Genomic DNA, 12,146 nt, shown 5'->3' with positions numbered 1-12,146 from the left:
AGCGCGGCGCCTCGTCGTTCGCGTCACAGCGGTCCGGCTTCGGCGAGCACGACGCCGTCACCTCTCTCGTCGTTCTCGTCCTGCGGACGGCCCTCCTGGACGGATGCGGGTGTGTGCTCGCGTTTCCGCTCGCCCGGCCGGGCACCGGGAATCGGCACGGCCGAACCGTGTTCGGCGCGGTCCTGCGTCGTCGATATGTCCTGTGTGGCAGGTACGTCCTGCACGGACCCGTCCTCGGCGCCAGGACGGGCGGCCGCTTCGGCACCGGACGCGCCGGCGGCCGCCTCGGCACCGTCTGCCGCGCGTTCCGTGGCGGTCGACAGGCCGGTGAGACTGGCCGCGATCCGGCGGCCGGCATCGTCGCACACCTGCACCAGCGCGTCGACGGCGTCCCGGACGGCCGGTACCAGTCGTTCCTCGATCCACCGCCGGCACTCGACGGCAGGGTCGGTCGTTTCCCCGCCGGGCTGGTCGCCGAACCAGCGTGACCTCTCCTCCGGGGTCGGTCCGTGCGGGCCACCGCTCGCCCCGGCGACGATCGTGCCGATCTCGTCTCTCGTACGGCCGTCCACGGTGCGCTCCGCGAGATCCCCGACGACGCGGGCCTTCTCGCGCAGCGTGTCCGCGATCTCCGTGGCGGCCGTGTCGAGGGCGACCGCGAGATCGGCCAGCGACGCGCACAATCCGATTCCCCCGGCGATGGTGGATGCCAAATCCGTGCGGGCATGCTCCGCGGCGGAGCCGTCCCACGCCTCGTCGAGTCGCAGCAGGAGGCGACGCTGTTCGTCGGTCCGACGACCGAGGGATGCCGCGAGCGAACGCGTCGCGGCCGCATCGTCGGTGAGCGCCGGCAGGGAGAGGGCACGGTGCTCGTCGTACCGGGACCGGACGTCCGCGACGGTACGGCCGGTCGCACAGCCGAGAGCGTGCAGGCATTGCAGGTCGTCGGTCAGGCGGGCCAGGCCGGGCGCCCCCGCATCGAGGATGTCGGCCGCCTCCTCGGAAGGGTTCCTCACGACCGCCGGTCTCCCGGGTCGTCGAGTTCGGCACGCGCCGCCGCAGCGGTGAGTGCGATCTCGACGGTGTGGTCCTCGTTCAGATAGCCGTCCGCCACCACGCGCAGCGCATCGGCGTGCGCCTGCACGGTGGCCACCCAGCTCTCGCACGCAGCACGCATCCTGCGGTAGCCGGTCTCGACGGAGACGCCGGGCGAGCGGTGCAGCGATCCGGCACCGGACCCGTCGAACCCGAGATCGCCGAACCTGCGACGGATCTCGCGGTCGGAGTCCTCCGCCACCTCCGCCAGACGTGCCGCGACCACGCGCACCGCGTCACCGTCGAACCGGATCCTGCCCTGCCGGGCGTCCGTGCCGTGCCGTATGTCCATGTCCGCTCTCCGTCCCGACGAACCCTCTCGAAGGGTTTGGACGCAGCGAGCGGCGATCCGGTTCCGCCTGCGCTCAGACGGCGGCGACGACTTCCGCGAGACGGTCGGCGACGGCGCGAGCGTGATCGTCGTCGGCGGCTTCGACCATGACCCTCACGAGCTGTTCGGTGCCCGACGGACGCAGCAGCACCCGGCCGGTCTCACCGAGTTCGCTCTCGGCCTCCGCGACCGCAGCCGCCACCGCAGGATCGTTCGCCACGGCGACCTTGTCGTGGACTCGCACGTTCACGAGGACCTGCGGGAGCGAGGTCATCACCGAGGCGAGCTTCGCGAGGGGCAAACCCGTCGTCGCGACCCGTTCCATCAAGCGGAGGCCGGTGAGCACGCCGTCGCCGGTCGTGCCGTGTGCGGGAAGGACGATGTGACCCGACTGCTCACCACCGAGGCCGTAGCCACCGCGCCGGAGCTCCTCGAGCACGTAGCGGTCGCCCACACCGACGGTGCGCACCTCGATCCCCGCCGCCCGCATGGCGAGGTGCAGACCGAGATTGCTCATCACCGTGGCGACGAGGGTGTCGTCGGGAAGTTCACCGGCTTCGTGCATGCCGAGGGCAAGGATCGCCATGATGGCGTCGCCGTCGACCACCGTGCCGGTCGCGTCGACGGCGAGGCAGCGATCGGCGTCGCCGTCGTGCGCAAGGCCCAGGTCGGCGCCGTGCTCGAGCACGGCTTCCTGCAGCACGGACAGGTGCGTGGAGCCGCACCCGTCGTTGATGTTGAGTCCGTCGGGTTCGGCATTGATCGCGATCACCGTCGCGCCTGCGGCGGCGTAAGCGGCCGGGCCTGCCTGGGAGGCGGCACCGTGCGCGCAGTCGACCACGACGGTCGTACCGGTGAGGGGCTGGTGCACGGCCGTCGCGAGATGCGCGAGGTAACGGTCGAGTGCGTCGGACACGGCGCGGACGCGGCCGATGCCGGCACCGGTCGGGCGTGCGGCCGTCTCGGCGTCGCCGTGCAGCACCGCTTCGATCCGATCCTCGACCTCGTCCTCGAGCTTGCGCCCGCCGGCCGCGAAGATCTTGATGCCGTTGTCGGGCATGGGATTGTGCGACGCGGAGATCATCACACCGAGGTCGGCCTCGTAGTCACCCGTGAGGAATGCGACGGCCGGGGTGGGCAGCACGCCCACCGACAGGACGTCGACTCCGGCGGCGGTGAGTCCGGCCGTGACGGCCGCCTCGAGCATCTCGCCGCTCGCACGGGGATCGCGACCCACGACCGCCAGCGGTCGCCGCTCGGCGGCCCGACGGGCCAGGACCGCTGCTGCAGCGCCTGCGAGGCGCACTGCCAGCTCCACTGTGAGCTCGGCATTGGCCAAGCCCCGGACTCCGTCGGTGCCGAACAACCGACCCATGTACACAGCCTCCCAGTCGTGTGCGGCCCCGCCGCGGGTGTCGATAGAGGACAGAATGCACGAAAGCAGGCGCCGGTAGGAAATGTCTACCGACGCCTGCTCTCGTGGTGGAACAGGTGCCGACTCTGACGAAATCAGCGTCGGCGGCACATCAGCGCTTGGAGTACTGCGATGCCTTACGGGCCTTCTTCAGGCCGTACTTCTTGCGCTCGACGGCACGCGGGTCACGCGTGAGGAAGCCGGCACGCTTGAGCGCGGGGCGATCCTCGGGGGTGACCTCGGTGAGTGCACGCGCGATGGCGAGACGCAGCGCGCCGGCCTGGCCGGACGGGCCGCCGCCGTGCAGGCGTGCGTGGATGTCGAACGACTCGGTGCGCTCGACCGTCACCAGGGGCGACTTCACGAGCTGCTGGTGCACCTTGTTCGGGAAGTAGTCCTCGATGGTGCGGCCGTTGAGGGTGAAGTTGCCGGTGCCGGGCACGAGGCGGACGCGGACGACGGCCTCCTTACGGCGACCGACGGTCTGGACCGGACGGTCGAAGACGATCGGGGCAGCGGGTGCCTCGACGACGTCCTCGACGTACTCCTCGGCAGCGACCTCGACGTTCTCGACGTACTCTTCGGGGTTCACGTTCTGTTCCTCGGGCGTCGTCACTGTGCCACCTGCTTGATCTCGAACGGCACCGGCTGCTGCGCGGCGTGGGGGTGGTTCGGGCCCGCGTAGACCTTCAGCTTCTTCGCGATGGCGCGACCGAGCTTGTTCTTCGGGAGCATGCCGGTGACGGCCTTCTCCACGAGGCGGTCGGGGTTCTTCTCGAGAACCTCGCCGACCGAACGAGCCCGCAGACCGCCCGGGTGACCGGAGTGGCTGTAGAGGAACTTGTCGGTCCGCTTGTTGCCGGAGATGGCAACCTTGTCGGCGTTGATGATGACGACGAAGTCACCACCGTCGACGTGCGGCGCGAATGTGGGCTTGTGCTTGCCGCGGAGCAGGTTTGCCGCCTGCACCGCGAGGCGGCCGAGCACCACGTCGGTGGCGTCGATGACGTGCCACTGATGGGTCACGTCGCCGGCCTTCGGTGTGTACGTAGACACAGATCTTCCTCGTCTATCGTTTCGCTGCTGGCCTGCATGTCGACGATGGTCACGCCCGGCGGCCAGTTGAGACCCGGGAGAGATGTTCGTCGCGCCACAGGGCACGACGACGTGCGACACGCCGAGGGGACACTCTACCGGGCCGACACCGGACGGGTCAAAGCGCCTCGGCACTCCCCCTGTGCAGGGAGCACGCTGCCCCGGAGACGCGTCACGTCCCGGTGGCCTCTCCACCACCGGGACGTGACAGCGTCGGATCCGACGAACCCGGATCAGCCCGGGAAGCGCTGCTGGTTCAGTCGCTCGACCTCCTGCATGTTGTCGTTACCGGTCGAGACCACCCGGCCGATGTCGTGCAGCACCTGGATGAGACCGGCCTCGGCCTCGTTCCAGCGGGCCTGCGTGGCGGCGTAACGCTCCTTCGCGTCGCTGTCCCAGCCGGCGACGAGAGGCACGACCTGCCCCTCGATGCGGTCGAGCGTCGCCTCGATCGCCTTCTGACCGGACACGAGCTGGGCGTGCAGGTCGGCGACGCCCGCGAAGTTCTGATAGATCTCGGACACGGATCGTTCTCCTTGTTCTCGAATGTGTGCCGGAAAGACCGGGGATCAGGTGAACGAGCCGTTGAGCACCGAACCGCCGTCGGGGTCGATCGCCGACAGGGACCGAGCCTGGTGATCCTCGGCGGCGGCGTACGACCGTCCGCTGGTGCGCACGGCCTCGGCCAGTTCGTCCAGCGCGTTGGACAGCTTGGTGTGGTTGACGTTCCAGCGCTCCATGATTCCGGCGAACTGTTCCGCCGAACGGCTCCGCCAGACTGCCGGCGCGGACTGCACCACACCCGTCAGCCGCCCGAGGATCGCATCGAGTTCGGCGCGGGAGTCCTGGAGTTGTCCCGCGACGACCTCCATGGTCGCCACATCGGTGGTGAGTTGATTCGAATTGCCGGTCGGTTGGCTCAACGGCGTACTCCTTCGCTCGTGCGTGGATCACCCGGCTCGGCGTCGAGCCGGTCTTCGCTCCTACATGTGGTTGGACGCGCCCGGTGCGGTATCGGTTCCACGGATTCCCGAAATGTGCAGATCTTCTTCGTCAGCCGACCCGGAGGGTGTGGACGGCCTGCTCGCATTCACTGCGGATACGAGTCCACTCCTCCTCGAGGTGCTGGCATCCCACCGAGACCTGGAGGCCGGGGAAGACGAGCACCGACCACCGCACCACCGAGTAGTCGTCGGGAACCTCCGTGTACGCCACGACCTTGCGGTCGGCGAAGGTGGTGTCGACGTCGAGATCGCGGATGACGGGTGCACGTTCGGCAGCCCGCGCAGCCAACGCCGATGCGACGGCACCCTCGTCCGCCTCCTCGGGAAGATTCCGATACACGACCAGGATCCGACGATCGGCCCCGCCGACCGGTATCAGTTCCGCACGACCGTCGATCACGGTCTCGGGATCCCGGATGCGCCAGCCGACGGGCAGTTCGAGATTCATCGGACCGACGTCGACCCGAGTCGACGCCGGAGGTCCGGGGTTACCGGTGGGCACCACCGCGGGCGACTCGACAGTTCTCGGTATCTCCTCCGCCGCAACGACTTCGGGCGGATTCCGAAAGTCCTCGTCGCCTCCTCTCGAGAGGAGCGGCCACAGGAATATCGCGGCGGCGAGCAGGGCCGGGACCACCGCGCCGGCCACGAACAGTGTGCGCACCATGCCGTCCCGCCCGGGACGACCGGAATCCGGGCGTGCGCGTACCTCGTTCAGCCACGGTAACGCCCGGTCGGGTCCGTCGATCGTCGGTGCGGCCGGCGTGACCTGTGCATCCGAGCCGCTGGTAGTCGGGGCAGACGGGGAACCGGTCACCGCGACGAGCATCTCCGAGGCCGCGACGGGCACGACCCGCCGGCCCGGGCCCACGAGATCGACTGCGAGGGCGAGCGGTTCGACACCGGACGGTTCGCCCGGACCGCCCGTCACCACCACGACCTCGGGCCCGGCCCCACCGCACACCGATGTCAGCAGGCTCTCGAGACACGCCGCGGCGTCCGGAGCGTGCAGCGACAGATCCGGGTCCCGCGCAACGCGCTCGACGGTCGGCCCGTCGAGGGCGGACCGAGCGACACTCACCGCGGTGACTCCGCCGGCGGCGAATTCGAGCACCGCGCACCGTTCGTGCGGAGCGGTGGCGGCGGCACGCGCGGCGGCGACCGCGACCGGGAGCAGGATCGTGTCCCCCGCGACCTGCCGCACGGCGGTCCGGAGAAGATCGCGTCGCCGCTCGTTCCACCAGGTGGGGTGTATCGCGCACGCCGGCCCACCCATGCCGGGCGCACCCGCGGTCGCCGCAGCGTACGCGACGAGTCCGGTCAGCAGCTCTCCGAGTTCGCGTTCCGTTCCGACCGCCGCCGCATCCACGAGCCCTGCGACGTCGAGCGGCCCCGGCGCCTCCCCGGCGGGGGCTCCGAATACCCGATGGTCGCCCACCTCTGCCGCGAGAGCGGGCACGCTGCGCGTCGTTCCGGGCCATCCGACGTGGATCGACCCGGATGTCAGCGTGAACGCGACCGCAGCAACCACCGCCTCGTCCCGACTCGTCATCACGCCTCCGGCGCCCATGCAGTCTGGACGAGCGACGTGCCGCCACGTCGTACGAGCGTGCCGCGACCCGGTGGCATCGGTGACGGGCGCACCGCGCCGACGAGCGTTCCCTCGTCGCGGCTTCCGCTCATGATCAGACCCGGGCTCGACAGCTCCCGCAGGCGTCCCAGGATCGGCTCGTACATCGCCCGTCCCGCGCCGCCCGAGCGGCGCGCGACCACCAGGTGCAGTCCGATGTCCCGCCCTTGCGGAAGGTAGTCGAGCAGCGGCAGCAAAGGGTTCTGACCCGACGTCGCGACCATGTCGTAGTCGTCGATCACCACGAACACCTCGGGCCCGGTCCACCACGATCGGTCGCGCAACTGTTGTTGTGTGGTGTCCGGGCCCGGCAGCCGCCGCTCGCAGATGGCGGCGAGTTCCCGGACCATGGCGGCGAGGACCGTCGCCGACGGCGCGTATCCCCCGAGATGGTCGCCGCCGACGACACCGAGCATGGTCCGGCGGTAGTCGCCGATGACGATCCTGATCTCGGCGCCGCTGCCGGATTCGGTCAACCCGCGGCACAGTCCCCGGAGCAGGTTCGTCTTGCCGCATTCCGAGTCGCCGAAGATCAGCAGGTGTGGGCTGTCGGCGAAATCCACCGATACGGGCGCGAGTTCGGATTCGTCGATGCCGATCGGGATGCAGAGCCGGGCGGGCCGGGAGGCGTCGACCGGCGGCGGCCATCCGGTGGGCATTGCCGCAAGGAGATCGGACCGGTCGATGCGCTCGGGCAGCATGCGGACCGGCGGCGCCGACCGCCCGGGCGCGGTAGCGCGGACGGCCTCGACCGCCGCGGCGACACCGACCGCGAGATCGGCCGGATCGGAGCTACCGTCCACCCGGGGCAACGCGCCCAGGATATGCAGACCGTCGCGGTCGATGCCGCGTCCGGGTCGCCCTTCGGGCACCGTCGCCGCTCTCTTGCGGCCGTACTCGGAGTCGGACGGATCGCCGAGCCGGAGTTCGAGTCGTGTACCCAGCAGGTCGCGCATGGCGGGCCGGACGTCACCCCAGCGCGGTGCGCTGAGCACCACGTGGATGCCGTAGGACAGGCCCTGCGCGGCCAGGATCCCGATCGTCTGCTCCAGCGCTTCGAAATCCTGCCGGACGCTGGGCCACCCGTCGACGACGAGGAAGACGTCGCCGAACCGATCGTCGGTGGCGAGTGCGATTCCGTCGGCGCGCATTCGTCGCAACTGGGCCATGGACTCGATGCCGTTCTCGGCGAAGGACCGTTCGCGGCGGCGCAGCAGCGACATCATCTCGGCGACGGTCCGGCGCACCCGATCGGTGTCGTGCCGTCCCGCGACGGAACCGACGTGTGGCAGGCCGGCCAGACCCGACAACGTGCCGCCGCCGAAGTCGAGACAGTAGAACTGCACCTGCTCGGCGGTGTGCGTCAGGGCCATCGACAGGACGAGGCTGCGCACCAGGGTGGACTTGCCGGACTGCGGGCCACCGACGACCACGACGTTGCCGGCGGACCCCGACAGGTCCACCACCAGCGGGTCGCGGCGTTGATCGAACGGCCGGTCCACGACACCGACGACGGTGCGTAGCGCAGCGTGACGCGGCACGTCGCCGGTAAGCACCGACCGGGGCAGGAGCATGTCCAGCGACGGGGATTCGTCGAGCGGGGGCTGCCACACCTCGTGTGCCGGTGCGCCGTGTCCCCGTATCCGGTCGACGACCACCTCGAGAACGCTCCGTCCGTCGCCCGCGGCGGGGACCGGGAGCGGTTCGGTGACCGGAGCGGGCGGGCCGGACTCGATCGGCACCGCCCGGGCCGTGAAGACGCGGGGCCGGGACGCACCGGCCGGCGCTGCCGAACGGGTGCGCCGGGAGGGACGGCCGGGTTCGTACGGTCCGGAGACGTACGCCGCGGAGAACCGCTGGATGTCGGCGGAATCGGTCCGGAGGTATCCCGCGCCGGGCGTCGACGGCAGGTGGTATGCGTCGGGAACGCCGAGGACGCTCCGCGATTCGTTGGCGGAGAACGTCTTCAGGCCGATGCGGTACGACAGGTGACTGTCGAGGCCGCGGAGCCGGCCCTCGTCGAGTCGCTGGCTCGCCAGCAACAGGTGCATGTGCAGCGATCGTCCCAGTCGTCCGATCGCCGCGAAGAGATCGGCGAATTCGGGTTGTTGCGAGAGCAGTTCGGAGAACTCGTCGACCACGATGAACAGCGCGGGCAGGGGATCGAGCGGGGCACCTGCCGCCCTGGCCTTCTCGTAGTCGCCGACGTTGGCGAAGTTCCCCGCGGTCCGCAGCAGTTCCTGCCGGCGGTTCATCTCACCCTCGAGGGCGTCCTTCATGCGGTCGACCATCGCGATCTCGTCCGTGAGATTGGTGATCACCGCCGCGACGTGCTCGATCTGTTCGAGACCGAGGAAGGTCGCGCCGCCCTTGAAGTCCACCAGGACCAGGTTGAGCGCCTCGGGTGGGTGCGTCGCCACGAGGCCCAGGACCAGTGTCCGCAGGAACTCACTCTTCCCCGACCCTGTTGCGCCGATGCATAATCCGTGCGGACCCATACCGTTCTCGGCCGCCTCCTTGAGATCGAGCTCGACGGGCGCACCGTCGATGCCCACGCCGATGGGCACCCGCAGACGGTCGCGTCCGCGGCGCGGAACCCACGCCTGCTCGGGGTCGAATCGGGCCACGTCCCCGAGCCCGAGCAACTCCTGCCAGCTCGACGGCCGGTCGTCGACGGCGCTGTCGTCCACCGCGCCGCTCGTCACCCGATACGGGGCGAGCCGCCTCGCCAGCGTCTGTGCCTGCGCGGCGGCGATGCCGTCGGTATCGGCGAAGACGTCGACGGCGGTGCCGGTCGCGACCCCGACATGTCCCTCCTCGACCACCAGACGCAGGCCGCGTGTCGCGCTCAGCCGTGCGGCGTATCCGGAGAGGTCGAGCACGGTCACCGCGTCGAGACCGTCGTCGAGCACGCCCGAACCCGAACCCGTGACCCCGCCGTCGACGACCACGACGAGGTGCGCTGCTCCCTCGGCGGCCGGAGCGTTCCGGACGAACCTGCTGCGACCGGCCAGGACCACCGCGAGATCCGTCTCGAGTTCGAGTACCGAGCCGAACACCGTACGGGCGCTGCCCGCACCGTCGCGCAGGACCGGGTTCTGCGCGTGCGGCAGCCACTTGATCCACTCCCATTCCGCGGCGGTGTCGGGCCCGCACACGACGGCGACGTGCAGCATGTCGGGTCCGTGGAAGGTGCACGCCTGCGCGAGCATCGCCCGCGCGAGCGAGCGTGCCGCCTCACGGTCACCGTCGATACCGATCGCGGCGAAACCTCGCAGCGACACGGCCGTGGGCAGTGCCGGCACCACCGAGTGTGCGCGCACGAACCGGCGCAGCGAGACGGCGGCGACGGGTTCGAGATCCTCGACAGGTCCCGTGTCGGGTGGCACGAGCCGGGTCGCGAGTCGCTGACCGCCGCGCCCCACCCTGAGATGACCGAAATCCGGATCGGCCGTGCGCCGCTCCCACATCCGGACGGTGCCGGCGAGGGTCCACAGCAGGGCCGGATCGGGATGCGTCCATTCGAGCGCCCGACGTTGTTCGTGCGCCGTCTCGGTGACCTCGCGCCGGAGTTGATCGAGATATCTCAGATAGTCCTTGCGGTCCTCGTTCGCCTCGGCGGTCTTCGTCCCGCCGCCGCGACCACCGTTGGCGAGCATGCCCACCAGGGATACGACCATCATGAGCGGGAAGATCATCGCCATGGGGCTGCGCGCGGCTCCCGTGGTGAACATCAACGCGACCATCCCGATCATCGCCGCGACCATCACGAGCGGGAGCAGTTTGGTCACCAGGTTGCCGGGTGTGGCCCGGGGGATGTCCGGCGGCGGTTGGACACTCACTTCGCCGCTGGGCACGCGCGGTGCCTCCCGCCGTGCTCTGCGCACGAAACGTACGGTGCTCACGTTCGCCACCCCCCGGAAGGCCGTCGGCCGCCCCCTACGGCCCTACGGTCGTGGAAGACTAACCTACGGCTGCGTCCGTCCCCACCTACAGCTGCGACCTTCCGTACCCCTCCTCGTCAGGCGGTCCCTCGACGGGGAACTCGGACGGGACACCGGCCGGGACGATGTCGTATGGTCTGCGTCGTTCGGACTGCAGTGACGGGGGGAACCGAGGCCGATGACATCTGTGCGTGCGCGATCCGAGACCCCGGGGCAGGTGGGAGCCCCGGATCTGTGCCGGATCACCGTGCTCGCCCGCCACACCGAGGTCGATCTCGCGCTGCCCCTCGACGTTCCGGTGGCGCTGCTGCTGCCGGGGATCGTGGATCTCGTCGCCGGGCACCGGCCGGACAACGACTTCGACGCGACACCCGAGCGCACGGAACCCGACGGCTGGGCGCTCGCACGCGTCGGCCGGGCTCCCCTGTCCGGTGCGCTGAGCCTCGACGAACACGGCGTCCGCGACGGTGAGATCCTCGTCCTGGAGGACGCCGGGTCACCCGCTCCTCCACCGTTGTTCGACGACGTCATGTACAGCGTCGCGTCCTCGGACCGGACGGCGACGCCGTGGGGTGCGGGTCCGTCGGGTCTCGTCGCAGCGGTCCTGGGCCCGGTCGCCCTCGCTGCGGGATGCCTGCCGTTGCTGTTCCTGCCCGACGGTGCGGGCCGCCTCGTCCTGGGTGCGATGTGCGCGGTGCTGCCGCTCCTGCTGCTGCTCGCCGCGGGCATCTTCGCGCGACTCCACGACGATCGACGCACCGCCACCGCGCTGCTGTGGTGCGCCTTCCCGCTCGCGTCGACGGCCGGCGCGCTGCTCGTCCCCGGGAGTTCGCCGGCGCCTCGCCTCGTTCTCGCGGCGGCACTCACCGGCGCGGTCGCGGTGATCGCCGTTCGCGTCACCCGCATCGGCCTCGCGTCGTGCACGGCGGTCGCCGCGACCGCTGCGGGTGTCGTCGTGAACGCCGTCCTCGCCTCGACCACCGGTCTCGATGCGCGCGCCCTCGGAGCCGGAACGGTGGCGACGGCACTGCTGCTCGCCGGGGCAGCACCTCGCCTGGCGGGGATGCTCGCGAAACTGCCCATCCCACCGGTCCCCGCACCCGGCGCCCCGCTCGAATCGGAGACCGCCGAGGACGGGAACATGTCGGGGCTGCCGTCACCGGCGGAGCTCGAACACCGCGCCGACCGCGCGCGGGGCGCCCTCACCGGGATCGTCCACGCCGTGGTCGTGCTCACGGCGGGCGGAGCGTGGTGCGCCGCATACCCCTGGGGCGGAGAGGTCTTCGTTCCCGCGGTGGCCCTGGCCGTCGTGGCGGCCGTCGTACTGGTCTTCCGGGGACGTACCTACACCGCGACCGCACAGGCCGCTCCGCTCGTGGCAGGCGGCGCGGTGCTTCTGCTCGGGTTGCTTGCGGGTGCATCAGCGAGTGGGGTGCTGCCCCCGTGGGCGGTGTTCACGGCGGCCGCCGGACTCGCGTGTGCCGGCTTTCTCTTCGGTGTGGTCGCACCACGACGGACGTTCACCCCGGTGCAACGCCGGATCGCCGAGATCGTCGAGTACGCGACCATCGCAACCGTCGTGCCACTGGCGTGCTGGGTCGCCGGCGTGTACGCGGCGATCCGCGGACTGTGA

General features: G+C 70.5%; 10 protein-coding genes. 1 reads left to right on the top strand and 9 read right to left on the bottom strand.

Annotated features, from left to right (window positions below; translation table 11 throughout):
* Positions 1-23: 23 nt before the first annotated feature.
* The 9 genes from GON09_RS00605 to eccCa form a co-directional block, all read right to left on the bottom strand.
* Complete coding sequence (locus GON09_RS00605; protein ID WP_213930147.1) at positions 24-1,016, bottom strand: WXG100 family type VII secretion target; 993 nt, start codon at positions 1,014-1,016, stop codon at positions 24-26.
* A complete protein-coding gene (locus GON09_RS00600) occupies positions 1,013-1,387 on the bottom strand; it encodes a hypothetical protein (protein WP_213930146.1) in 375 nt (124 codons plus the stop codon). The genes GON09_RS00605 and GON09_RS00600 overlap by 4 nt, the downstream gene beginning before the upstream one ends.
* Before the next feature lie 73 nt (positions 1,388-1,460).
* Complete coding sequence (gene glmM / locus GON09_RS00595) at positions 1,461-2,801, bottom strand: phosphoglucosamine mutase (protein ID WP_213930145.1); 1,341 nt, start codon at positions 2,799-2,801, stop codon at positions 1,461-1,463.
* Between the two features lie 151 nt (positions 2,802-2,952).
* Positions 2,953-3,456: a 30S ribosomal protein S9 gene (gene rpsI, locus GON09_RS00590; RefSeq protein ID WP_085470052.1), complete on the bottom strand. Its 504-nt coding sequence runs from the start codon at positions 3,454-3,456 to the stop codon at positions 2,953-2,955.
* Positions 3,453-3,896: a 50S ribosomal protein L13 gene (gene rplM, locus GON09_RS00585; RefSeq protein ID WP_213930144.1), complete on the bottom strand. Its 444-nt coding sequence runs from the start codon at positions 3,894-3,896 to the stop codon at positions 3,453-3,455. The genes rpsI and rplM overlap by 4 nt, the downstream gene beginning before the upstream one ends.
* Positions 3,897-4,168: 272 nt before the next feature.
* Positions 4,169-4,459 (bottom strand): WXG100 family type VII secretion target, encoded by a 291-nt coding sequence (locus tag GON09_RS00580; RefSeq protein WP_213930143.1) that lies wholly within the window; start codon positions 4,457-4,459, stop codon positions 4,169-4,171.
* 45 nt (positions 4,460-4,504) lie between these two features.
* Positions 4,505-4,858: a WXG100 family type VII secretion target gene (locus GON09_RS00575; RefSeq protein WP_232284691.1), complete on the bottom strand. Its 354-nt coding sequence runs from the start codon at positions 4,856-4,858 to the stop codon at positions 4,505-4,507.
* Positions 4,859-4,988: 130 nt separating this feature from the next.
* Positions 4,989-6,491: a type VII secretion-associated protein gene (locus tag GON09_RS00570; RefSeq protein WP_244865326.1), complete on the bottom strand. Its 1,503-nt coding sequence runs from the start codon at positions 6,489-6,491 to the stop codon at positions 4,989-4,991.
* The gene (eccCa, locus tag GON09_RS00565; protein WP_213930141.1) at positions 6,491-10,474 is read right to left on the bottom strand and encodes a type VII secretion protein EccCa; all 3,984 of its coding nucleotides are present in this window, start codon (positions 10,472-10,474) and stop codon (positions 6,491-6,493) included. The genes GON09_RS00570 and eccCa overlap by 1 nt, the downstream gene beginning before the upstream one ends.
* Before the next feature lie 217 nt (positions 10,475-10,691).
* Here eccCa and eccD point away from each other — a divergent pair, with 217 nt between their 5' ends.
* Entirely contained in the window at positions 10,692-12,146 is a 1,455-nt protein-coding gene (gene eccD / locus GON09_RS00560) for a type VII secretion integral membrane protein EccD (RefSeq protein ID WP_244865325.1), read from the top strand.

This window comes from Rhodococcus sp. B50 (assembly GCF_013602415.1).
In the GTDB taxonomy this organism is placed as follows: Bacteria; Actinomycetota; Actinomycetes; order Mycobacteriales; family Mycobacteriaceae; genus Rhodococcus.
This window is presented reverse-complemented; position numbering and strand designations above follow the sequence as displayed.